Below are 22,198 nucleotides of genomic sequence, written 5' to 3'. Positions count from 1 at the left end.
CAGTTCATGGAGCGCGTATGAGTCTGTTTAATCGTATAAAAACATCGTTTCGCGCCCTATTCCCCCGCCGTTATGCCTGGCCCGGTCTGGATATCTCGCTTCCTGGCGGCCAGCACCTGCACCTGGTGGGCAGCATCCATATGGGTACGCAGGATATGTCTCCCCTGCCTCCTGGTCTGATAAAACTTCTCAAGCGCGCCGATGCGCTGGTTGTTGAGGCGGACATTTCGGGCCATGAATCACCGTTTGCCGGTCTGGAGAGCACTCTCAGCCTGGCAGAACGTCTGGATGATGATCTGCTCGCGGAACTGACGCGCGTCGCGGATGAGACGGGCGTGTCGCTCTCGATGCTCGACGCTCTGCCGCTCTGGCAAATTGCCATGGTGCTTCAGGCCACGCAGGCGCAACGTCTGGGTCTGCGCGGTGATTACGGCATTGATTACCAGTTACTGAATATGGCAAGGGCACGCAGGATGCCGATCATCGAACTGGAAGGGACGGACAGCCAGATTGCGCTGTTGCGACAACTGCCTGACGACGGTCTGATGCTGCTGGATGATACCCTGACCCACTGGCACACCAACGCGCGCCTGCTGCAGACCATGATCGGCTGGTGGCTGGATGCTCCCCCCGCAGACAGTAAGCTGGCGTTACCGTCTACATTCAGCGAATCGCTGTATGATGTGCTGATGAATGCGCGTAATAAAGCCTGGCGGCAGACGCTGCATGCCTTACCTGCCGGGCATTACGTTGTCGCAGTAGGTGCATTACATTTGTACGGAGAAGGGAATTTGCCGTCACTGTTGAAATAAAAAAATGGCCAATATTTCTATTGGCCCGTCAAAGAGGAATTTCATCGTTTTTATTATGCCGAAGGAGACCTTCGGTTGAGCCGATTGTCGCTCAAAGTGACCATCACTGCCAATACTATTGCGCAAGATGGTGCTATTTTTTAGACAAACGTCAGGCGTATGCTGTGAGCATGAATTGTCTGTCGTAAGAAGGATAGCTATGACTCCCGCCGTTAAATTACTCGAAAAAAACAAAATTCCTTTCCGGATCCATACCTACGATCACGATCCGAATGAAACCAATTTTGGTGATGAAGTGGTGCGCAAACTGGGGCTGAACGCTGACCAGGTCTATAAAACGCTGCTGGTCGCCGTGAATGGCGACATGAAGCACCTCGCCGTCGCGGTTACGCCCGTCGCCGGGCAGCTTGACTTGAAGAAAGTGGCGAAAGCGCTGGGCGCGAAAAAAGTGGATATGGCAGACCCAATGGTTGCGCAACGCACCACGGGCTACCTGGTCGGCGGGATCAGCCCACTCGGGCAGAAAAAACGGCTGCCGACGCTGATAGATGCGCCTTCACAGGAGTTTGAAACCATCTTTATATCCGGCGGCAAACGCGGGCTGGATATTGAACTCGCGGCGGGCGATCTGGCGAAAATGCTGGACGCGAAATTTGCGGATATTGCACGCCGGGAGTAAGAGAAAAGCCGGGTAAGGCGCAGCCGCTACCCGGCAAAACAACCGCACTACTGCCAGCTCACCTCACCCTTCGGCTCGTATGCATTCACATCAATCGGCGAGTTTTGCTCGATGAACTGCTTCAGCACTTCCGCGTCGATAAAACCGGTGTTCACATAGCCTGGTTTGTTATCAATATGCGGATAGCCGTCACCGCCGGTGGCGTTAAAGCTTAACGTCGCCAGACGGTACGTTTTAGCCGGATCAACCGGTTCGCCTTTGATCTTCAGATCGTTAAGCTTGCCGTCTTTCGCCACAAAGCTCACGTTGGCAAACTGCGGATAGGCACCGGAATCCGGCTTCATCTGCGCCACGGCGGTCAGGTAGTCCATGACCTCTTTCCCGCTCATGTCCGCATAGACCACCACGTTACCGAACGGCTGCACCTTCAGAACGTCTTTATAGGTAATGTTTCCACCTTCGATGGAATCACGAATACCGCCGCCGCTCATTACGCCAAAATCAGCGCCGGTACGCGTCATTTGCGCTGCCAGCACCAGATGCCCCATATTGGTCTGCACGAAGCGAACTTTGCTACGATCCCCTTCCAGACGACCATTGAGCGTGCCAATCTTCACATCCAGCTGTGCCTTACCTTTATTCTGGAACGGCGTCAGCAGGGAGAGCATCTGCTGGTTTTCAGCAATCTCCGGGGTGTAAAGTACGCGCTCACTTTTCCCGTCAGGATAAGTGACTTTCTTCTTCAGGTTGACCGGGATGAGCTGGTAATGCACCAGTTTCATCTCGCCGTTACGGAACTCAAAATCCGCCCGGCCCACGTATTTGCCCCACTCATGCGCCTGCACAATCCAGATGCCGTTCTGACGGTCTGGGGCACACGGCGTGCCTGGCACGTAATCAACCTGCTTTTTATTCTCGGAGGCCATGCAGACCGGATCCTGTGAGTGACCGCCCACAATCATTGCCAGCGAGCCAGCCGGCAGGCTGCGCGCCATCTCCACGTCACCTGGCGCATTAGAGCCGTGCTCGCCATTGTCATAGTGCCCCATGTGGGTGGTGGCAATAATCACATCCGGTTTTTCGTTCTGCTGTAATTCCTGAATAACCAGCTTTGCTTCGTCTGCCGGTTTACGGAATTCGATATCGGTAAAGAACTCCGGGTTGCCAATTTTCGCCGTATCGTCAGTGGTTAGGCCAATCACCGCGATTTTCAGGTCCTGGCGCTTAAACAACGCCCAGGGTTTAAACAGGCGTTCGCCGGTACTTTTCTGGTAAATATTGGCGGAGAGGAACGGGAATTTTGCCAGTTTTTCCTGCTGGCGCAGTACCGTTAGTGGATTATCAAACTCGTGGTTGCCGACGGCCATCGCATCGTAACCAATCAGATTCATACCGCGAAAATCGGGCTCGGCATCCTGTAAATCGGATTCCGGTACCCCGGTGTTGATATCTCCCCCGGACAGCAACAGCACGCTGCCGCCCTGAGCCGCCACCTCTTTACGAATACCATCCACCAGCGTTTTTTGCGCCGCCAGACCATATTCGCCGTATTCACTGCGCCAGAAATGCCCGTGGTGATCGTTGGTATGCAGAATGGTGATTTTGTAGGTTTTATCTTTTTCGTATGCCTGCGCGGGCAGGCTTACCAGGCCCCATGCGGCGATAAGCGCCAGCGCGACGCCCCGCTTCATTAACTTCATCTTTTCTCTCCCTGACCAATAGACAAAGGCAAAAATTACAATGACTCACAATAATAGACAAATAAGTTTTCAGAATTGCGACTTTCTTCAAATGCCCCTGACAGGTATGTTAGTTGGATAATAATTACATCCTGCATTTCTAATAACTAAAGACGTGGTAATTCTCTCTATGGCAATCAGTGAATCAACCCAGCCCGTTCCGGGCGTGCCGGCGTCACCGCCGAAATCGCGCACCTCTTTTAAAGTCTTAGGTGCAATCAGTCTTTCTCATCTGCTCAACGATATGATCCAGTCGTTGATTCTGGCAATTTATCCGCTGCTGCAATCAGAGTTCTCTTTAACCTTCGTGCAGATCGGGATGATCACCCTGACCTTCCAGCTCGCGTCCTCGCTACTGCAGCCAATAGTGGGCTACTGGACGGACAAATACCCGATGCCATGGTCGCTACCGATTGGCATGTGTTTCACCTTAAGCGGGCTGGTACTGCTGGCCATGGCTGGGAGTTTTGAAGCGGTGTTAATCGCCGCCGCACTGGTGGGCACCGGCTCGTCGGTCTTCCACCCGGAATCCTCCCGCGTGGCGCGTATGGCCTCCGGTGGTCGTCACGGCCTGGCGCAGTCACTCTTCCAGGTGGGCGGTAACTTTGGTAGCTCTCTCGGCCCGCTATTGGCCGCGGTGATTATTGCCCCTTACGGTAAAGGCAACGTGGCATGGTTTGTGCTAGCCGCACTGCTGGCGATTATCGTACTGGCGCAGATCAGCCGCTGGTATGCCGCTCAACATCGGGTGAACAAGGGTAAACCTAAAGCGAAGGTGATTAATCCTCTACCGCGTAACAAGATTATCCTGGCGGTTTCCGTCCTGCTGGTGCTGATTTTCTCGAAATATTTCTATATGGCGAGCATCAGCAGCTATTACACCTTTTATCTGATGCAAAAATTCGGATTATCGGTACAAAATGCGCAGATCCACCTGTTTGCCTTCCTGTTTGCGGTCGCTGCCGGGACAGTGATTGGCGGGCCTGTGGGGGATAAGATTGGGCGTAAATATGTAATTTGGGGCTCTATTCTCGGCGTGGCACCGTTTACCCTTATTTTGCCGTACGCCAGCCTTGAATGGACGGGAATTTTAACCGTGATTATTGGTTTTATCCTCGCTTCCGCGTTTTCCGCCATTCTTGTCTATGCGCAAGAGCTGTTACCTGGTCGTATCGGTATGGTTTCCGGACTCTTTTTCGGGTTCGCCTTTGGCATGGGTGGGCTTGGTGCTGCGGTGTTAGGGATGGTTGCGGATCACACCAGCATCTTCCTGGTTTATAAAATCTGCGCTTTCCTGCCACTTCTTGGGATGTTGACCATATTCCTGCCTGATAACCGTCACAAAGCGTAAATTACAGGTAGCCAAAGTTTTACTTTGGCTACCTGACACCCTGATGCCATAAGGGTTTCTTCTGCCTCCCCCTGCTGAATTTATCAAAATGCGCTTTTTTTCGTGCTTATTGCTGTTTTATTCAAATTTCAACAATTATTCATAAACATAAGAGTAAAAATTGTCATAAACTATTACTCGGTTTTTTTGGTTTGCGCCAAAAAGGAACACCCACAACGAAAGGAGACGGAATGCATCACGCCACACCGCTTATCACCACCATTGTTGGTGGCCTTGTGCTCGCTTTTATCCTTGGCATGATTGCCAATAAACTGCGTATTTCTCCCCTTGTCGGCTATTTGTTAGCGGGTGTCCTGGCGGGACCGTTTACGCCGGGTTTCGTTGCGGATACCAAACTGGCTCCTGAACTGGCGGAATTAGGCGTGATTCTGCTGATGTTTGGCGTCGGTTTGCATTTTTCACTGAAGGACCTGATGGCGGTAAAGTCGATCGCCATACCGGGAGCGATCGCCCAGATAGGGGTAGCGACGCTGCTGGGGATGGCGCTTTCAGCAATTCTTGGCTGGTCGCTGATGACCGGCATCGTTTTTGGGCTGTGTCTTTCCACCGCCAGTACCGTGGTGTTGCTGCGCGCACTTGAAGAGAGACAGCTGATTGACAGCCAGCGCGGACAAATTGCGATAGGCTGGTTGATTGTTGAAGACCTGGTGATGGTGTTAACGCTGGTACTGCTGCCCGCAGTCGCCGGGATGATGGAAAAAGACAACGTCGGCTTTGCCTCGCTGGCACTGGATATGGGCATTACCATCGGTAAAGTTGTGGCGTTTATCGCCATCATGATGCTGGTGGGCCGCCGTCTGGTGCCGTGGATCATGTCCCGCAGCGCAGCAACCGGCTCACGCGAGCTGTTTACCCTCTCCGTGCTGGCGCTGGCGCTGGGTATCGCCTTTGGTGCCGTAGAGCTGTTTGATGTCTCCTTTGCCCTGGGCGCGTTCTTCGCCGGGATGGTGCTGAACGAGTCCGAGCTGAGCCACCGTGCGGCGCATGACACTCTGCCGCTACGTGATGCTTTCGCCGTACTGTTCTTCGTTTCCGTCGGGATGCTGTTTGACCCGATGGTCCTGATTCATCAGCCGCTGGCTGTGCTGGGCACGCTGGCGATTATTATCTTTGGTAAGTCGCTCGCGGCTTTCTTCCTGGTAAGGATGTTTGGCCACTCCCCGCGTACGGCGCTGACCATCGCCGCCAGTCTGGCGCAAATTGGTGAGTTTGCCTTTATTCTGGCGGGTCTGGGCATGGCGCTGAACCTGCTACCGCAAGCCGGGCAGAACCTGGTGCTGGCAGGTGCAATCCTGTCGATTATGCTGAACCCAGTCCTGTTCGCACTGCTGGAAAAATACCTCGATAAAACCGAAACGCTTGAAGAACAGACGCTGGAAGAAGCTATCGAAGAAGAGAAGCAGATCCCGGTAGATATTTGTAATCACGCCCTGCTGGTTGGTTTTGGTCGCGTAGGCAGCCTGCTCGGTGAGAAACTGATGGCGCAAGGGATCCCTCTGGTAGTGATTGAAACGTCACGCACCCGCGTCGACGAGCTGCGTGAGCGCGGTATCCGAGCGGTGCTGGGCAATGCGGCAAACGAAGAGATCATGAATCTGGCGCATCTGGACTGCGCACGCTGGCTGCTGCTGACCATCCCAAACGGCTATGAAGCGGGTGAAATTGTGGCTTCCGCGCGCGAGAAGTGCCCGACGATTGAGATTATCGCCCGGGCACATTATGACGATGAGGTGGAGTACATTACCGAGCGCGGTGCGGATAAGGTCGTGATGGGCGAGCGCGAGATTGCGAATACGATGCTGACGCTACTGGAGAAACCGCCGGCTGAAGAGGCGGTGACGGGGTAGGTTTGGTGCGGCCTGATGCCCTCACCCTGGCCCTCTCCCACGGGGAGAGGGAACAAACATTAAAAAAGGCAACTTACGTTGCCTTTTTACATTTACCGATCCCAATAAGCCTCTTCCAGGCTGTCTTCCCTTTCCGGCAGACCACGCGTTAAGCGCGGGGAATGCTGATTAAGCACCTGATAACTCACGCGGTTAGCGTATTTGCACACCTGCGCCAGCGACGAATAGGTCAGCCAGTTGAACTTGTGCTTGCTGGAATTCGGGACGTTAGTTTTATGGTAAGCATTCGCGGTGATGTCATGGAGCAATGCGGCCAGCGCGCCATCACCTGCACCGTTGGTGTTCATGATCTTCTCTGGCCCGCCCATATACGGGGCGATGTGCGAGTAGATACGCAGCGGATTAACACAGTCTTTAAAACGCATACCACGGCTGAACTCGTACTGGTTGAACTCGGCGATCGCGCCAGGCAGCAATGGATGCTGGGTTTTGCGCTTGCTCTCTTCTTCGGTGAAGCCCGCCATGTATAACCCAACCGGCCCTGCGGTACAGAGAACCAGATCCACCCACTCCAGCGCTTTATCAGACGCCAGCAGCGGATCGCTTTCGCCCGTCAGCGCTTCCGCCTCTTCTTCGTTCATCGCCAGAATCGAGACGTGCTCTTTCAGGAACACCTGCCACCACTCCGGATTGTCGGCAATCACGAATTTGGTGCCCAGCGTGAGAACGACGGGGACATTGTATTTCTTCGCGTACTCAATCGCTTTCATGGTCGCGTCCGGCATCGGCTCACCCGGTTTGCAGCGCACCAGATAGGAGGTCAGCACCAGCGCCGAGGCGCCTGCAATCACCTCTTCCGGGATGCTCTCGGCACGCAGTTTGTTCATGTGACCCGGGCTGATGGCAAAGGTACGCTCGCCGGACTCACCGATCAGCGTAAAGCAGCGGCCAATCGGCCCGTCGACCCCCTGGAGATAGTTCAGATCGGTACGGCTTGAGGTATTGCACAGATAACGGTAGGCATAGCCTCCAATTTCGATATTGCTGCACATTACGCCCAACAGTACCGAGCGGTCATCAGCCAGTACGGAGTAGTTGTGCATGGTGTTACCGATGGTACCGCCGGCAAACTGATGGGTGATCAGGTTTTCGCGCACCAGTTCCTGGTAAAGCGCTTCGGCAACGTCGTCCTCAATCACCAGCGAGTGCCCCGCGCTCAGACCGTAACGGGCGACAAACGCATCATCCACTTTCGCTTCAATGTCCACCAGCGTCTGGTCGATACCAACGACCCATGCGGCACTGGTTTCATTCTCAGGCTGGATTTGCTGCAGGAGCGGATCGCGGGCATCAACGGGAAAGTAGTGTTTGGATTTGCGTTTACCGGGAAATTTCATGGTCTGAACTGTACAAAGAATATGGGCCGGGAATGTTAGCACAAACCCGGCCCGGAGTGCGATCAGCGACTGTTTGTCACCAGAGAGACCATCATGTCGATATGCTCAGGCGAGTCGTTAAGTGCCGGAATGTATTCGTACTTCGTGCCCCCCGCTTCCAGGAAGAACTCTCTGTTTTGCACAGCAATTTCTTCGAGCGTTTCCAGGCAATCCGCCGAGAAGCCTGGCGACATCACCTGAATATGCTTCACCCCTTTCTCACCAAGCATCTTAAGCGTTTCATCGGTATATGGGGTGAGCCACGGCTCGCGGCCAAAGCGCGACTGGAAGGTCATCATCACCTTCTCCGGCGGCAGGCCGAGGGCAGAAACCAGTTCGCGCGTGGTATCACGACAACGCTGCGGGTAATCATCCCCCTCGTCAGCGAAACGCTGCGGAATGCCGTGATAAGACAGCAGCAGCAGATCCGGCTCGCCGTGTTTTTCGAACGACGCACGCGCGCTGTTGGCAAGCGCCTTGATATAGAGATCGTTATCCGCGTAGTCGCGAATAAAGGTCACGCCAGGTATGCGACGGCGAGTCGCCAGAATACGCGCCAGTTCATCCCATACCGCAGCAACCGTCGAACAGGAGTACTGCGGATAGAGCGCCAGCACCACAATGTGGTCAACCCCCTGCGCCAGCAGTGATTCAACCGCACTTTCCAGCGAGGGTTTACCGTAGCTCATGCCGAGCGCAACGGGCATATCCGGCAGGCGTGCGGCCAGCGCCTTTTCCTGGCGACGGCTGTAAACCATCAGCGGAGAACCTTCTTCCATCCAGACGGACTGATAGAGCCTGGCGACGCGCGGAGAACGAATCGGCAGAATCACGCCACGGAGCAACGGCCACCACAGCAGTCTTGGGGTATCCACGACGCGCGTGTCGCTTAAAAATTGTCGCAGGTAGCGTTTTACCGCGTCTGATGTAGGTGCTTCTGGGGTGCCCAGATTGGCAAGCAGGATGCCGGTTTTCGCCTGACTCATTCACGCCTCTTAACCATTTGAATGGTTGTCAATTGTAGCGGAAATGCATTTAAACGAAACCCATTGCTGCGATAGGAAAGATGGGAATATTTCTCACCCGGAGCCCCGGGTGAGAAAGGTGCGATTAGCCGAGGATTTTTTCCAGCTCTGCACGTACGTCAGCAACGGCTTTGGTACCGTCAACTTTCGCGTATTTGGTGTTACCCGCCTGCGCTTCTTTGGTGTAGTAGCCAATCAGCGGTGCAGTCATCTGGTGGTATTCCACCAGGCGCTTACGCACGGTCTCTTCCTGATCGTCTTTACGGGTAGTCAGCTCTTCGCCGGTCACGTCGTCTTTGCCTTCAACCTTAGGTGGGTTGAATTTGATGTGGTAAACGCGGCCAGAAGCAGCGTGTACGCGACGGCCAACGATACGGTCAACGATCAGCTCGTCCGGTACGTCGAACTCCAGAACGTAGTCCACGTTGATGCCCGCTTCTTTCATGGCGTCAGCCTGAGGAATGGTGCGTGGGAAGCCGTCCAGCAGGAAACCGTTACGGCAGTCTTCCTGAGCAATGCGCTCTTTGACCAGAGCGATAACCAGCTCGTCGGTCACCAGCTTGCCTGCGTCCATGATGTCTTTCGCTTGTTTACCCAGCTCGGAGCCAGATTTAACAGCGGCGCGCAGCATGTCACCGGTGGAGATTTGCGGAATACCGTATTTCTCCATGATGAACTGAGCCTGAGTTCCTTTACCCGCGCCCGGAGCGCCAAGCAGAATAATACGCATTGCGAAAATCCCCTCAAAAGTCGTTTCAATTTTTCAAAAGCGCTAAACAATACCACCAGAACGGGCATCGCTCAAGGAAGGCGGGAAGGCTGAAACGGTTAACGGGGGGAGATTATTTGGGAGGGTGGGGTCTGGTGCCCTCACCCCGGCCCTCTCCCACGGGAGAGGGAGAAGACCAGGGGAGGCGTGGTCAATTACGCCAGCAGCAGCGCATTCACACGTTTAATGAACAGGTTAGGATCTTCCAGCGTGCCGCGCTCGGCCAGCAGGGACTGATCCAGCAGCAGTTCAACCCACTCGGCAAAGCGGGCGTCGTCCTGGGTGTCCGCCGCGCGTTTCACCAGAGGATGATCCGGATTAAGCTCAAAGATATATTTCACTTCCGGCATCGCCTGGCCCGCCGCAGCGAACAGTTTCGCCATCTGGGTGCCCATTTCGTCAGCGTCGGTGGTAACGATCGCCGGGGTATCAGTCAGACGATGAGTGAAACGCACCTCTTTCACACGTTCGCCCAGCAGGGTTTTCACGCGCTCAACGAATGGTTCCAGCGCCTTCTCGGCTTCTTTCGCGCTTTCATCCACTTCATCCGCCAGCTTGTCGATGGACTCATCCGCTTTGGCAACGGACTGGAACGCCTTACCGTCAAACTCGGTCAGGTAGTTCATCATCCACTCGTCGATGCGGTCAGAAAGCAGCAGCACTTCGATGCCTTTCTTGCGCAACAGCTCGAGGTGCGGGCTGCTCTTCGCCGCCGCGTAGCTGTCGGCGGTGATGTAGTAAATCTTCTCCTGCCCTTCTTTCATGCGCGAGACGTACTCTTCCAGCGACACGGTCTGCGCGGAGGAGTCGGTGTGCGTAGACGCGAAGCGCAGCAGTTTGGCGATGGCCTCCACGTTCGCGGTATCTTCCGCCGGGCCCTCTTTCAGCACCAGGCCGAATTGTTTCCAGAAGGTCTGGTATTTTTCCGCATCGTCTTTCGCCAGTTTTTCCAGCATCTGCAGCGCACGTTTGGTCAGGGCGTTGCGCAAGTTACGGGTGACGGTGCTGTCCTGCAGAATTTCGCGGGAGACGTTCAGCGGCAGATCGTTGGAATCTATCAGACCACGCACAAAACGCAGGTAGTTCGGCATGAACTGCTCGGCATCGTCCATGATGAACACACGCTGTACGTACAGCTTCAGGCCGTGCTTGTGATCGCGGTTCCACATGTCCCACGGTGCCTGTGCCGGAATGTACAGCAGGCTGGTGTACTCCTGCTTACCTTCCACACGGTTGTGGCTCCAGGTCAGAGGGTCGGTAAAATCGTGGGCGATGTGTTTGTAAAACTCGTTGTATTCGTCGTCTTTGATTTCAGACTTGTTGCGCGTCCACAGTGCCTGCGCCTTGTTGATCTTCTCCCAGGAGACCACGGTTTCGCCGTCTTTCTCTTCCTGTTTTTCAATCTCAACCGGCAGGGCGATGTGATCGGAATATTTGCTGATGATGGAGCGCACGCGCCAGTCGTTCAGGAAATCATCTTCGCCTTCACGCAGGTGCAGGGTGATTTCGGTGCCGCGATCCGCCTTGGTGATGTCATCAACGGTGTATTCGCCTTCACCTTTGGACTCCCAGAACACACCATTTTCCGCGCTGTCACCTGCTGCACGGGTACGCACGGTAACTTTGTCCGCGACGATGAACGCCGAGTAGAAACCAACGCCGAACTGACCGATCAGCTGGCTGTCTTTCGCCTGGTCAGAGCCCATGGACTCCAGGAACGCTTTGGTGCCGGATTTGGCGATGGTCCCGAGATGGTCGATGACCTCATCGCGATTCATCCCGATGCCGTTATCGGCGATGGTCAGGGTACGGTTCTCTTTATTGAAAGAGACGCGCACGCGCAGCTCACCGTCGCCTTCGTACAGATCCGGGTTAGACAGTGCGCGGAAGCGCAGCTTGTCCGCCGCATCGGAGGCGTTGGAAATCAGCTCACGCAGGAAGATTTCTTTGTTGGAATACAGGGAATGGATCATCAGGTGCAGAAGCTGTTTTACTTCTGACTGGAAACCACGGGTTTCTTGTCCTTTCATCTAAGTCGACCTCAACAATGCCATTTAATGGGGTTTTAAAACGTTGAGGGATAGATGGGGATAAGGGGGGGAAATTTCAAGCGGAGGCCACGGACGCAGCCTCCGTTTGGTCAGAAAATAATCTTGTGGCGTCCCGCAAGAGAGTGCGACAGCGTGGTGCCATCGACCATCTCCAGCTCGCCGCCCACCGGCACGCCGTGGGCGATACGGCTGGCGTCAACGCCGTACTGCGAGCAAAGCTCGGCGATGTAGTTGGCCGTTGCCTCCCCTTCCACCGTAGGATTGGTGGCGAGGATCACTTCGTTGATCGTTTCGGACTCAAGACGCTGTTCAAGGCGGTCAAGACCGATATCGTCCGGGCCAATACCGTCCAGCGGGGAGAGATGCCCCATCAGCACGAAATAGCGGCCGGAAAACTGCCCGGTCTGCTCAATGGCGTAGATGTCCGCCGGACTCTCCACCACGCAAATCTGACCGTTTTCCTGGCGACGCGGGTTCGAACAGATGTTACACACGTCCTGCTCGGTAAAGGTACGGCAATCCGCACAGTGACCAATTTCTGACATGGCGCGGGTCAGAGCCTGCGCCAGGCGCATCCCGCCGCTGCGGTCGCGCTGCAATAGCGTAAACGCCATGCGCTGCGCCGACTTCGGGCCAACGCCCGGCAGGCAGCGCAGTGCTTCCATTAACTGCGTGAGCAGCGGACTGGTTTGCATCAGAATGGCATCTTGAAGCCAGGTGGCAGTTGCATGCCGCTGGAAACAGAGGCCATTTTCTCTTTCTGAGTTTCGTCGATACGGCGAGCGGCATCGTTAAACGCGGCTGCAACCAGATCTTCCAGCATCTCTTTGTCGTCTTCGAGCAGGCTTGGGTCGATCTCAACGCGGCGGCAGTTGTGCGCACCGTTGATGGTCACTTTGACCAGACCGGCACCGGATTCACCCGTGACTTCCAGCTGAGCGATCTCTTCCTGCATCTTCTGCATTTTTTCCTGCATCTGCTGAGCCTGCTTCATCAGGCCACCCAGACCGCCTTTTCCACCAAACATAGGCTTCTCTCTTTTTTCACGTTTAAGGATTACAACCGTAAGTCAGACTCACGATCAAATGGGGCGAATACTCTCTTCATCCAGATCGGCGTCGAAGAACCGGCGCAGGGTCTGAATGTTGTTATCCGCGATAATTGCCTCGCGCGCCTGCGCGAGCTTCTCTTCATAAATGGCCTGACGCCACTCCAGCGGCGTTTTCACTGCCGGATTATCATCTTCAATGATAGTCAATTCAACCGGCGCCCCCTGTAATGCGGTGAGCGCCTCGGCCAGCGCCTTTTGCGCGCCTGGCGAATTCAGGTGTCGTTGACCAGGACGCAGGTGTAACCGCACCTGATTGCCGTCCTGCTCTTTCCAGGCATTCAGCGCGACCTGCTCCACCAGCTTGGGCAACTGAAGCTTACTGACCTCGGCGGCCCAGGCATCACGCGCAATTGACTCTTCGGCGAGCTTCGCAGAAAGCTCCGGCGTTTTCTCATGCTCCAGCGCCTTTTTCAGCGCTTTCGGGGTGGCGACTTCTTCCTTCACCTCTTCGATGATAGTGGTCGCCTTCCAGCGGTAAGCCTCTTCTTTCACCGGGGCTTTCTGCTCGAGCGCGGAGGGTGCAGGACGCGACTGTACGCGCTCCGTTACCGAGGCCAGTCGTTCAAGCGCGGCGTTGTTAACCGGCCGCGCTCTTGCAGGCGCTGCCGGTTCACTCTTTTTTGGTTTGGTTGCTCCCTGCGCACGCTGCAACTGGCTGCGCGCGGCAAGCACCGAACTGGTGGCGTCCGACAGCGGCACATTTTGCTGCGGCGGCGGTGTCGGCTGCGGTGGTACCTGCTGCGGTGACATCACCGCCGTCGGTGCGACCGGAGCAAAGGATTGTCGCGGTACGTCCGGTTCCGGCAACGGCATACGCGGGTGGAACGCCAGCGCGCGCAACAGCGTCATTTCAACGCCCATACGCGGATCCGGCGCGAACGGTAACTCTTTGCGGCCAATCAGCAGCGTCTGGTAGTAAAGTTGAACATCAGCAGGCGGCACGGTGCGGGCAAGTTCACGCATCCGCTGTTCGATAGCCGCCATATCCGCACCAATGGCAGACGGAGAAAGCTGCAGCATCGCCACGCGGTGCAGCAGGCTGAGCATCTCGACCAGCAGCCCTTCGCATTCGATACCCCGGGCAGCGGCCGCATCGACCTGCGACATAACACGCTCGCCGTTGGCGGCAATCATCGCTTCGATAAGGGAGAGCGCCTGATCGTCATCCAGCGTGCCGAGCATGGTGCTGACCGCCTCGGTCGAGAGCTTGCCGTCACCGCTGGCTATCGCCTGATCGGTAAGACTTAACGCATCACGCAGGCTGCCGTCCGCTGCACGAGCCAACAGCTGCAGAGCACGCGGTTCGTGGACAATTTTCTCTTCGTCGAGAATATGTTCAAGCTGAGCACGGATCTGTTCAACGTCCAGCGCCTTCAGATGGAACTGCAGGCAGCGCGACAAAATGGTGACCGGCAGCTTTTGCGGATCGGTGGTCGCCAGCAGGAATTTCACATGCGCGGGCGGTTCTTCCAGCGTTTTCAGCAGGGCGTTGAAGCTGTGACGCGACAGCATATGCACTTCATCGATCAGGTAGACCTTGAAGCGCCCACGCGCCGGGGCATACTGCACGTTGTCGAGCAGATCGCGGGTATCTTCAACTTTCGTGCGTGAAGCAGCGTCGATCTCGATCAGATCGACAAAACGCCCCTGCTCAATCTCCCGGCAGTTATCGCATACGCCACACGGCGTGGCGGTGATCCCGGTTTCGCAGTTCAGACCTTTTGCCAGCAAACGGGCAATAGAGGTCTTGCCGACGCCGCGGGTGCCGGAGAAAAGATAGGCGTGATGGATGCGACCTAGCGACAAGCCGTTCGCCAGGGCCGTCAGCACATGTTCCTGACCGACAACGTCAGCAAAGGTTTGTGGTCGCCACTTACGGGCTAACACCTGATAACTCATGGGCAGGCTCTGCAACGCTGGAAGGTGAATTTATGGAGGGGAATGCTATCACAACCTCACCCATTGAGCGAGGTTGTGAAAATCGGGATCAGTGACCCGGGAATGGCACCAGGCTGTAGCTGGTAATACCCTGTTTTTCCAGGCGCTGTTCACCGCCCAGATCGAACAGGTTGATGATGAATGCCGCATCGGTCACTTCACCACCCAGACGACGGATCAGCTTCACGGTCGCTTCGATGGTGCCGCCGGTTGCCAGCAGATCGTCAACCACCAGCACTTTGTCGCCAGGGACGATCGCATCAACGTGGATCTCCAGCTGATCGGTGCCGTATTCCAGCTCGTAGCTTTCAGCGATGGTTTCACGTGGCAGTTTGCGCGGTTTACGTACCGGAACAAAACCCACACCCAACGCCAGCGCAACCGGTGCGCCAAACAGGAAGCCACGGGCTTCGGTACCTACTACTTTGGTGATCCCGGCGTTTTTATAACGCTCAACCAGCAGTTCAATGCTGAGCGCGTACGCTTTCGGGTCTTCCAGCAAGCTGGTGACATCACGGAAAAGAATGCCAGGTTTTGGATAGTCCTGGATACTTTTGATGCTGTTTTTCAGATATTCAAGCTGCTGTGCAGTTGCGGTCATCGGTTTGTGCCTAAATGAAACAGTGTTACTCACAGCGCGCAACGAGTCGATTAAAGATAACAATTGTTTAACCTTTAACCAGGCGCACCTGTGCTCGAAAACGGTCGAATTTACTGGCTGTGCGAGATAATTGCAACAGACATTATAAGGCGTCAGTGCTTTTGTTGCTTTTCATCAACCACCGGGATTCGCCACATAAAGATGAGCAGGCATGTCAGGATCGCCAGCAACAGGATCCGTACCCACATCATTTTCACCAGCCATAATGAAATAGCGAAGGTAATGAGGATCACCGCGATCGCGCGCGGTTTAGCACCGGGCGGCATGGCCCGGTGTTTTTGCCAGTGGCGCAGATAACCGCCAAACCATGAGCGATACAGCAGCCAGTGGTGAAAACGCGGCGATGATCGGGCGAAGCACCAGGCCGCCAGCAGGATAAACGGCGTGGTCGGCAGCAAGGGTAAAACCACACCTAATGTGCCAAGCACTACCGCCAGCCAGCCAATGATGATTAAAATAGTACGCTGCATAATGCGAATCGTTATCAAACTGAACGGCTACTTTACCACTGGAGAGCGCCTTGAAAACAGCCTTGCTTCTGGAGACGCTGCAAAAACAGCTGACCACCCTGCGAGCAGAGGCTACCCCTCTGATGGGGCACGCCACGCTGAAGCCGCGCTTTGACCGGCAACTTTTTCGCACCCGAAGCACGCTCATTCAGGATTATATTGCTGAAGCCCAGGCCCATCTTGATGAGCTTCGCCACGCGGTTGAGCACAAGCAAACACAGCAGGTGGCCTGGCTTGCAGAGCATCTCACCGGGCAAATCACCGCCCTGCGCCGGGAAATTGCCACCTGGACGCTGCGCGCCTGGGACGGTGCATCTCCGGGGCTCGGCAAATGGCAGCGTAAGCGGCTGGAGAACCAGGAGTTTGAACGCCGGTTGTTCGAGATGAAGCGCGAGCGGGAAGCGCGCCTGAGCAACAGTGAAACGCTGGAAGAGCAGCAATTATTGATGCGTGAGATTAGCGCGCTGGAAGGACGCCTTGTCCGCTGCCGTCAGGCGCTGGATGAGATTGAACGCGTGATTGCACGTTTGACCCGTTAACAGGAGCCACACAAATGTCACTGGAAAATGCACCCGATGAGGTCAAGCTGGCCGTTGATTTGATTATGTTACTGGAGAATCATGAAATCCCCCCAGAGACGGTGCTTAAGGCGCTGGAGATTGTACGGCGAGACTTTGAAGGTAAGGTGAGGGCAATACAGCCCTCACCCTAACTCTCTCTCACTGGGAGAGGGAAAATAGATTAGGCAGGAGTAGGATCATCACCCTTAATGTCGCGCTTCACTTCCGTATGCTCGTCACCTTTCTCGTTACGCAGGTGAACTTCAAGCTGGTTGAAGGCGATATTAATATCGTTCTCACGACACAGGCGATCGATAGAGCGGTTCAGCTCATCCACGGTATAACTGCGGTCACGCAGTTCACGTACGTATAAACGCAGCTCGTGATCCAGCGTGCTCGGCCCAAAGGTGGTGAAGAAGACCGATGGCGCAGGATCGTGCATCACTTTCGGATGTTCAGACGCCGCCTGCAGCAGTACCTCTTTTACCTTATCCAGATCCGAACCGTAGGCCACGCCCAGGCGGATAACTACGCGCGTCACGGTGTCTGAAAGCGACCAGTTGATCAGGCGCTCGGTCACGAACGCTTTGTTCGGGATGATCACCTCTTTGCGATCAAAGTCGGTAATGGTGGTGGCTCGAATACGGATCTTGCTGACCGTACCGGAGAACGTGCCGATGGTGACGGTATCGCCGATACGAACTGGACGTTCGAACAGGATGATCAGGCCGGATACAAAGTTACCGAATATCTCCTGCAGGCCAAAACCAAGACCTACCGAGAGCGCGGCAGCCAGCCACTGGAGTTTATCCCACGAGACACCCAGCGAGCCAAAGACCGTCATCGCCCCGACAATAATAATGACGTAGTTGAGGATGGTAGTAATGGCATAGGACGCCCCCTGACGCAGGTTCAGGCGCGACAGTACCAGTACTTCCAGCAGGCCCGGCAGGTTGCGAATCAGCGCCCAGGCCACCATCGATGAAACCAGCGCAAAGAGCAGGCTGCCCATGGTGACGCTCTTCATGACCGCAGCACCGGCTTCGGTACCGTTGTATTGCCAGAGGGTGATACTGTCCAGATAGGCGAAGACGGTAATTAAATCAGACCAGATAGCCCAGAACATCACCGCAAACAGAGCGACCATCACCAGCATGGTGATACGCAGCGTCTGCTGGTTGACCTGCTCCAGGGCGATGGTCGGCTCTTCCTGTGGCTCCGCCCCTTCCGCGCCCTCTTTTACCTGATGTTGACGACGCGCAATGGCACGGCGATAGGCGATACGACGGGCCGCAACACTCAAACCTCGCAGAACGGTCTGATAGAGCAGGTTCCAGATGATCACCAGATAAACCGTTTCAATCCAGCGACCAGACAGACGCAGCGTGGTGTAGAAGTAGCCCGTTGCCGTGAGCACCATCAGCGCCAGCGGAATGATTGCCAGTACCGTCACGGTAGCCAGACGAATATTGTGGGACTCTTTATCACGCCAGCTATCGCGGCACATCGGCCACATCAGAATGGCAATCAGGAGCAGGTTCAACAAAATAACCAACTGCCCCAGTACATCATCCATCAGATGCAGCGGGGAAAGTTCAGAGACAACCGACCAGAAGTGCAGCGGCAGAAGAGCCAGGCTGATACGCACAATCTGACGACGCCAGTGGCTGGTCAGCTGCGCAGGCATGTTGAAATGGCGCACTGCCACGCCGTCTTTTTCCAGTACCTTCCAGCACAGACCAAACACCAGCCAGAACAGCGCCAGTTTCTTACTGAATGCCCACAGCAGATCGCTGACGTTAAGCTGCATCGTGAGCAGAATCAGACCTACCGCCAGGATAATCAGGCACACCGGCAGGGCGCGGATGAGATCGATCAGAATCGCTTTCGGCGTATGAAGCTGGCTATCGTTTCGCAGTTGTCCCACTTCGGATGCCAGTTTCGCCTGATACTTCTTCAGCCAGCCCAGACGCCAGCGGATCAGACCGGCAATCAGCAGCAGCGGTAATCCCGCCAGGAAGGCAATCATCACCGCAGGCCAGGCTTTCTCCCAGTTCACGGTAATTTTCATGCTCTTGATCTGCGTTTTCAGCGTCTCAGGGAAGGATTTAATCCAGTCCCAGTCCATTGGCTTGTTGCTGTTTACCCAGAAAATCTGCTGCGTCAAAATTTCCTGCAGACTTTTCGAGACGCTCACCAACTGCTGCTGGTTGATCTGCAGGTTAATGGCCATCATCAACTGGTTGCCCAGCTGTTTGTTGAGCTGGTCCAGCAGTTCGCGACGCATATCCACTACCTGAAGTAGCGCATCGTGCACCTCCGGGTTCACGTCACTGGAATGGCCTTCTTCAATTTTGGCGACAAAGGTATCGCTCTGGAAAAGGGCATCTCGCTGCTGGTTGACATCAAACTGCTCCAGACGCAAATCCGCGATGCGGTTGGTCATATCCTCCAGTTCATCGGCAGACGGGAGCGTCTGCTGCTGTTGGTAGAGAATACGCGACAGGAGGAGGCTGCCTTTCAGAACCGCAATCTGCTCTTTAATGTTGCGTTCAGCCTGCAGCGCGCGGTCCAGCCAGTTTTTTACTTTGATATTTTGCTGAACCAGCGAGTTACCGCTTTCCGTCGCCTGTATCAGACGCTGGCTGAGCTGATGGTTAGCCTCGAGTTCCTGTTTCACCAGTGGGTTCGCCTGAATACGAGCGGTTTCGTCAGGTGATACTGCCTCCTGGGCGGTTTTTTCTGTCAGCGTCAGGCGTTTACTGTTAACCGCCTCCTGCAACAGCTGCAGCTGGTGTTCCAGGCGATTAATATTCGCGGTGACGTAATCACGCTGTTTCTGAAGCGTGTCCTGCAGCACCGTATTCCCTTCCAGGCTCTTACGCTGCTGTTCGATTTGCGCGTTGAGTAATGTTTGCTGAACCAGCAGCAGGGTTTGCTGCGTCGGGCGTAAAGTGCCCTCACCCACCGTCGTGCCATTCAGGCGGTTACGGATCTGCTGCAGCTGTTGGGACGCGGCGTACATTGCGTTTTGCACGCGCTCGGGCTGAGTCTGCAGTGAGACAAGTTGGCTATTATACGTTGCGAGATCGGACTGTGCGGTTTGCAGATCGTCAAGTGATTGCGAGACACGCGACTCCAGCTGACGTAAAGAAAGGGTCGCGAGTGTTTTACGTGTTTCATCGTCGTTATCGACGTCACTCAGGGCATTCAGCGCATCCGTTGCCTTGCGCATGTTGTCAGGAGCCTGAGCCACCTTCTGACGCAGTTGCGCGGTTTCAGCTTTGACACGCTCAATTTTATCGTACGTTTCCAGCGTTTCCGTCAGATCCTGCTGGATAAGCTTCTCCTGAGGAGAGAGATCTTTCTGTTTGTTCAGGGTGTCGAGTTGCGACTGAACATCAGCGCGCGAGGGAATATCATTGCTGTTGTCGGCACGGGCCCAGGAAAGCGGTGCCGTGGCGAAGAAAAACAGCATCGCAAGGAGCAATGCAAAAACAGGATGTTGCGAGCGATTGATGGGCAGCATAGTCGTGAATGATGTCAGAAGATGACCGAAAATAGTCCGGCGTGAAGAATATCACGCTCGCCTGAAGCAGAATAGCGCGAACGTTATCCTCTGAGATAAATCCTGGAAAGGGGTCAGGCCGTTAACGAAGGCGTGTCGCTGCGCAGCGTGGGGCAGAGCTGTAGCATTTCCAGTAAAATCGCCACATAACTGCGAGCTTCCTCTCTGAGGTCAAAGGATTCCGGCGCAAAAAGCCAGTTTTCCATCAGGCCTGAAATGTAGCTGCGCATCAGAATAGCCGCCCGTCGGGTCATCAGATTGGCCGGTAACAGCTTTGCCTGCATACACACGCTCAGGTTCTGTTCGATGCGGTCATAGCTCTCCAGGCTGAGACTGCGCTGCGCCTGCTGCACCACCGCCATCTCACCCACGAACTCGCATTTATGGAAAATAATTTCCATCATTAACCTGCGACGTTCCTCAACGACTGTCGCTTCAAGGATATATACTAATATTTCTCTTAATACTGAGAGTGGATCGTCAGGGAATTTTGCCCGATACTCACTCTCTAGATCGCTAATGCTGGACTCTGAAAGCTCCCAGATTTCACTGAACAGATCTGACTTGTCTTTAAAATGCCAGTAAATCGCTCCCCGCGTGACACCTGCGGCCTGAGCAATCTGTGCCAGCGAGGTCGATGAAACACCCTGCTGAGAGAACAAACGCATTGCCACATCCAGAATGTGTTGTCGGGTTTCCAGCGCTTGTTGTTTAGTTTTTCGTGCCATAGGTGGGTGAATTTACAGGAGTCAGATTTACATACATTTGTGAATGTATGTACCATAGCATGACGATAATATAAACGCAGCAATGGGTTTTTGGACTCAGGACCATTGATCAATTTGAAATCGGACACTAGAGGTTTACATATGAACAAAAACAGAGGGTTAACGCCTCTGGCGGTCGTTCTGATGCTCTCAGGCAGCTTAGCGCTTACAGGATGTGACAATAAACAGGCTCAACAAGGAGCTCAGCAGATGCCAGAAGTTGGCGTTGTGACGCTCAAATCCGAACCTCTTCAAATCACTACAGAATTACCCGGCCGTACAAATGCATATCGCATTGCGGAAGTTCGTCCTCAGGTGAGTGGCATTATCCTGAAACGTAACTTTACCGAAGGCGGGGATGTTAAAGCGGGTGAGTCTCTGTATCAGATTGATCCGGCAACCTATCAGGCATCTTATGAAAGCGCCAAAGGCGACCTGGCGAAAGCACAAGCCGCAGCCAAAATCGCCCAGTTGACGCTGAACCGCTACCAAAAACTGCTCGGTACCAAGTACATCAGCCAACAGGATTACGATACCGCCCTGGCAGATGCCCAGCAGGCTAACGCGGCCGTAGTGGCAGCGAAAGCAGCTGTCGAAACCGCCCGCATTAACCTGGCCTATACCAAAGTGACCTCTCCGATTAGCGGTCGTATTGGCAAATCTTCCGTGACGGAAGGGGCACTGGTGCAGAACGGTCAGGCCACTGCGCTGGCGACTGTGCAGCAGCTTGATCCAATCTACGTCGACGTGACCCAGTCGAGCAACGATTTCCTGCGTCTGAAACAGGAGCTGGCTAACGGCACCCTGAAGCAGGAAAACGGCAAAGCCAAAGTGGAACTGGTGACGAACGACGGTATCAAGTTCCCGCAGGAAGGTACGCTGGAATTCTCTGACGTGACGGTCGACCAGACCACCGGCTCCATCACCTTACGTGCGATTTTCCCGAACCCTGACAAGAATCTGCTGCCAGGTATGTTTGTTCGCGCACGTCTGGAAGAAGGGACCAACCCAACCGCCATTCTGGTTCCACAGCAGGGTGTAACCCGTACACCTCGCGGCGATGCGAGCGCACTGGTTGTCGGGGCTGATGACAAAGTCGAAACACGTAATATCACTGCTACACAGGCGATTGGCGATAAATGGCTGGTGACGGAAGGTCTGAAAGATGGCGATCGCGTGATTATTACTGGTTTGCAAAAAGTTCGTCCTGGCGCGCAGGTCAAAGCACAGGAAGTGAAATCTGACGATAAACAACAAGCTTCGGCCGCTGGCCAGTCAGAACAAACCAAGTCTTAACTTAAACAGGAGCCGTTAA

General features: G+C 54.8%; 19 protein-coding genes and 1 other annotated feature. Of the genes, 7 read left to right on the top strand and 12 right to left on the bottom strand.

The window, feature by feature from the left end; genetic code table 11:
* The first annotated feature begins 17 nt into the window (after positions 1 to 17).
* On the top strand, positions 18 to 812 hold the full coding sequence (locus tag LCD46_05240) for a TraB/GumN family protein (GenBank protein ID UOY71738.1): 795 nt from the start codon (positions 18 to 20) through the stop codon (positions 810 to 812).
* A gap of 199 nt (positions 813 to 1,011) precedes the next feature.
* The gene (gene ybaK / locus LCD46_05235; GenBank protein UOY71737.1) at positions 1,012 to 1,491 is read left to right on the top strand and encodes a Cys-tRNA(Pro)/Cys-tRNA(Cys) deacylase YbaK; all 480 of its coding nucleotides are present in this window, start codon (positions 1,012 to 1,014) and stop codon (positions 1,489 to 1,491) included.
* A gap of 47 nt (positions 1,492 to 1,538) precedes the next feature.
* Here ybaK and ushA read toward each other — a convergent pair whose 3' ends face one another.
* The gene (gene ushA, locus LCD46_05230; GenBank protein ID UOY71736.1) at positions 1,539 to 3,191 is read right to left on the bottom strand and encodes a bifunctional UDP-sugar hydrolase/5'-nucleotidase UshA; all 1,653 of its coding nucleotides are present in this window, start codon (positions 3,189 to 3,191) and stop codon (positions 1,539 to 1,541) included.
* Positions 3,192 to 3,360: 169 nt separating this feature from the next.
* Between ushA and LCD46_05225 the strand changes: the two genes are divergently transcribed.
* The gene (locus tag LCD46_05225; protein UOY71735.1) at positions 3,361 to 4,581 is read left to right on the top strand and encodes an MFS transporter; all 1,221 of its coding nucleotides are present in this window, start codon (positions 3,361 to 3,363) and stop codon (positions 4,579 to 4,581) included.
* A gap of 230 nt (positions 4,582 to 4,811) precedes the next feature.
* The gene (locus LCD46_05220; protein UOY71734.1) at positions 4,812 to 6,488 is read left to right on the top strand and encodes a Kef family K(+) transporter; all 1,677 of its coding nucleotides are present in this window, start codon (positions 4,812 to 4,814) and stop codon (positions 6,486 to 6,488) included.
* A 92-nt stretch (positions 6,489 to 6,580) separates the two neighbouring features.
* Here the strand turns inward: LCD46_05220 and LCD46_05215 are convergent, their stop codons facing one another.
* The 9 genes from LCD46_05215 to LCD46_05175 all read right to left on the bottom strand — a co-directional run bounded on the left by LCD46_05215 (position 6,581) and on the right by LCD46_05175 (position 15,949).
* On the bottom strand, positions 6,581 to 7,885 hold the full coding sequence (locus LCD46_05215) for an inosine/guanosine kinase (GenBank protein UOY71733.1): 1,305 nt from the start codon (positions 7,883 to 7,885) through the stop codon (positions 6,581 to 6,583).
* A gap of 62 nt (positions 7,886 to 7,947) precedes the next feature.
* Positions 7,948 to 8,910, bottom strand: coding sequence for a ferrochelatase (hemH, locus tag LCD46_05210; GenBank protein UOY71732.1), 963 nt, complete (start codon positions 8,908 to 8,910; stop codon positions 7,948 to 7,950).
* 124 nt (positions 8,911 to 9,034) lie between these two features.
* Positions 9,035 to 9,679 carry an adenylate kinase gene (gene adk / locus LCD46_05205; GenBank protein ID UOY71731.1) on the bottom strand — a complete coding sequence of 215 codons (645 nt, stop codon included), beginning with the start codon at positions 9,677 to 9,679 and terminating at the stop codon, positions 9,035 to 9,037.
* Positions 9,680 to 9,873: 194 nt separating this feature from the next.
* A complete protein-coding gene (gene htpG, locus LCD46_05200) occupies positions 9,874 to 11,748 on the bottom strand; it encodes a molecular chaperone HtpG (GenBank protein ID UOY71730.1) in 1,875 nt (624 codons plus the stop codon).
* Positions 11,749 to 11,858: 110 nt separating this feature from the next.
* On the bottom strand, positions 11,859 to 12,464 hold the full coding sequence (gene recR, locus LCD46_05195; protein ID UOY71729.1) for a recombination mediator RecR: 606 nt from the start codon (positions 12,462 to 12,464) through the stop codon (positions 11,859 to 11,861).
* Positions 12,464 to 12,796 carry a YbaB/EbfC family nucleoid-associated protein gene (locus tag LCD46_05190; protein UOY71728.1) on the bottom strand — a complete coding sequence of 111 codons (333 nt, stop codon included), beginning with the start codon at positions 12,794 to 12,796 and terminating at the stop codon, positions 12,464 to 12,466. Before LCD46_05190 ends, recR begins: the two co-directional genes overlap by 1 nt.
* Before the next feature lie 54 nt (positions 12,797 to 12,850).
* Entirely contained in the window at positions 12,851 to 14,779 is a 1,929-nt protein-coding gene (dnaX, locus tag LCD46_05185; GenBank protein UOY71727.1) for a DNA polymerase III subunit gamma/tau, read from the bottom strand.
* Positions 13,457 to 13,521: a sequence feature (DnaX frameshifting element), on the bottom strand. Its footprint overlaps the gene before it by 65 nt.
* A gap of 88 nt (positions 14,780 to 14,867) precedes the next feature.
* Positions 14,868 to 15,419: an adenine phosphoribosyltransferase gene (gene apt / locus LCD46_05180; GenBank protein UOY71726.1), complete on the bottom strand. Its 552-nt coding sequence runs from the start codon at positions 15,417 to 15,419 to the stop codon at positions 14,868 to 14,870.
* 152 nt (positions 15,420 to 15,571) lie between these two features.
* Positions 15,572 to 15,949: a DUF454 family protein gene (locus LCD46_05175; GenBank protein UOY71725.1), complete on the bottom strand. Its 378-nt coding sequence runs from the start codon at positions 15,947 to 15,949 to the stop codon at positions 15,572 to 15,574.
* Between the two features lie 50 nt (positions 15,950 to 15,999).
* Between LCD46_05175 and priC the strand changes: the two genes are divergently transcribed.
* Together priC and rsmS are read left to right on the top strand one after the other, a co-directional pair.
* Positions 16,000 to 16,527: a primosomal replication protein N'' gene (gene priC / locus LCD46_05170; GenBank protein ID UOY71724.1), complete on the top strand. Its 528-nt coding sequence runs from the start codon at positions 16,000 to 16,002 to the stop codon at positions 16,525 to 16,527.
* 14 nt (positions 16,528 to 16,541) lie between these two features.
* Positions 16,542 to 16,700, top strand: coding sequence for a pleiotropic regulatory protein RsmS (rsmS, locus tag LCD46_05165; protein UOY71723.1), 159 nt, complete (start codon positions 16,542 to 16,544; stop codon positions 16,698 to 16,700).
* 29 nt (positions 16,701 to 16,729) lie between these two features.
* Here rsmS and mscK read toward each other — a convergent pair whose 3' ends face one another.
* Both mscK and acrR read right to left on the bottom strand, forming a co-directional pair.
* Positions 16,730 to 20,077 (bottom strand): mechanosensitive channel MscK, encoded by a 3,348-nt coding sequence (gene mscK, locus LCD46_05160; GenBank protein ID UOY71722.1) that lies wholly within the window; start codon positions 20,075 to 20,077, stop codon positions 16,730 to 16,732.
* A gap of 113 nt (positions 20,078 to 20,190) precedes the next feature.
* Positions 20,191 to 20,844, bottom strand: a complete 654-nt coding sequence (gene acrR, locus LCD46_05155; protein ID UOY71721.1) for a multidrug efflux transporter transcriptional repressor AcrR — start codon at positions 20,842 to 20,844, stop codon at positions 20,191 to 20,193.
* Positions 20,845 to 20,985: 141 nt separating this feature from the next.
* Between acrR and acrA the strand changes: the two genes are divergently transcribed.
* Positions 20,986 to 22,179 (top strand): multidrug efflux RND transporter periplasmic adaptor subunit AcrA, encoded by a 1,194-nt coding sequence (gene acrA, locus LCD46_05150; protein ID UOY71720.1) that lies wholly within the window; start codon positions 20,986 to 20,988, stop codon positions 22,177 to 22,179.
* Positions 22,180 to 22,198: the final 19 nt, after the last annotated feature.

It is taken from the genome of Enterobacter ludwigii (assembly GCA_023023105.1).
Lineage (GTDB): Bacteria > Pseudomonadota > Gammaproteobacteria > Enterobacterales > Enterobacteriaceae > Enterobacter > Enterobacter adelaidei.
The sequence above is the reverse complement of the archived record's forward strand: the minus strand, read 5'-3'. Positions and strand labels throughout refer to the sequence as shown.

Excerpts from the sequence above, each read along its gene's own strand:
- hemH (UOY71732.1), bottom strand. The coding sequence starts at position 8,910 with ATGAGTCAGGCGAAAACCGGCATCCTGCTTGCCAATCTGGGCACCCCA.
- LCD46_05175 (UOY71725.1), bottom strand. The coding sequence starts at position 15,949 with ATGCAGCGTACTATTTTAATCATCATTGGCTGGCTGGCGGTAGTGCTT.
- recR (UOY71729.1), bottom strand. The coding sequence starts at position 12,464 with ATGCAAACCAGTCCGCTGCTCACGCAGTTAATGGAAGCACTGCGCTGC.
- htpG (UOY71730.1), bottom strand. The coding sequence starts at position 11,748 with ATGAAAGGACAAGAAACCCGTGGTTTCCAGTCAGAAGTAAAACAGCTT.
- LCD46_05215 (UOY71733.1), bottom strand. The coding sequence starts at position 7,885 with ATGAAATTTCCCGGTAAACGCAAATCCAAACACTACTTTCCCGTTGAT.
- dnaX (UOY71727.1), bottom strand. The coding sequence starts at position 14,779 with ATGAGTTATCAGGTGTTAGCCCGTAAGTGGCGACCACAAACCTTTGCT.
- ushA (UOY71736.1), bottom strand. The coding sequence starts at position 3,191 with ATGAAGTTAATGAAGCGGGGCGTCGCGCTGGCGCTTATCGCCGCATGG.
- adk (UOY71731.1), bottom strand. The coding sequence starts at position 9,679 with ATGCGTATTATTCTGCTTGGCGCTCCGGGCGCGGGTAAAGGAACTCAG.
- apt (UOY71726.1), bottom strand. The coding sequence starts at position 15,419 with ATGACCGCAACTGCACAGCAGCTTGAATATCTGAAAAACAGCATCAAA.
- mscK (UOY71722.1), bottom strand. The coding sequence starts at position 20,077 with ATGCTGCCCATCAATCGCTCGCAACATCCTGTTTTTGCATTGCTCCTT.
- ybaK (UOY71737.1), top strand. The coding sequence starts at position 1,012 with ATGACTCCCGCCGTTAAATTACTCGAAAAAAACAAAATTCCTTTCCGG.
- acrA (UOY71720.1), top strand. The coding sequence starts at position 20,986 with ATGAACAAAAACAGAGGGTTAACGCCTCTGGCGGTCGTTCTGATGCTC.
- acrR (UOY71721.1), bottom strand. The coding sequence starts at position 20,844 with ATGGCACGAAAAACTAAACAACAAGCGCTGGAAACCCGACAACACATT.
- LCD46_05225 (UOY71735.1), top strand. The coding sequence starts at position 3,361 with ATGGCAATCAGTGAATCAACCCAGCCCGTTCCGGGCGTGCCGGCGTCA.
- LCD46_05240 (UOY71738.1), top strand. The coding sequence starts at position 18 with ATGAGTCTGTTTAATCGTATAAAAACATCGTTTCGCGCCCTATTCCCC.
- rsmS (UOY71723.1), top strand. The coding sequence starts at position 16,542 with ATGTCACTGGAAAATGCACCCGATGAGGTCAAGCTGGCCGTTGATTTG.
- LCD46_05190 (UOY71728.1), bottom strand. The coding sequence starts at position 12,796 with ATGTTTGGTGGAAAAGGCGGTCTGGGTGGCCTGATGAAGCAGGCTCAG.
- LCD46_05220 (UOY71734.1), top strand. The coding sequence starts at position 4,812 with ATGCATCACGCCACACCGCTTATCACCACCATTGTTGGTGGCCTTGTG.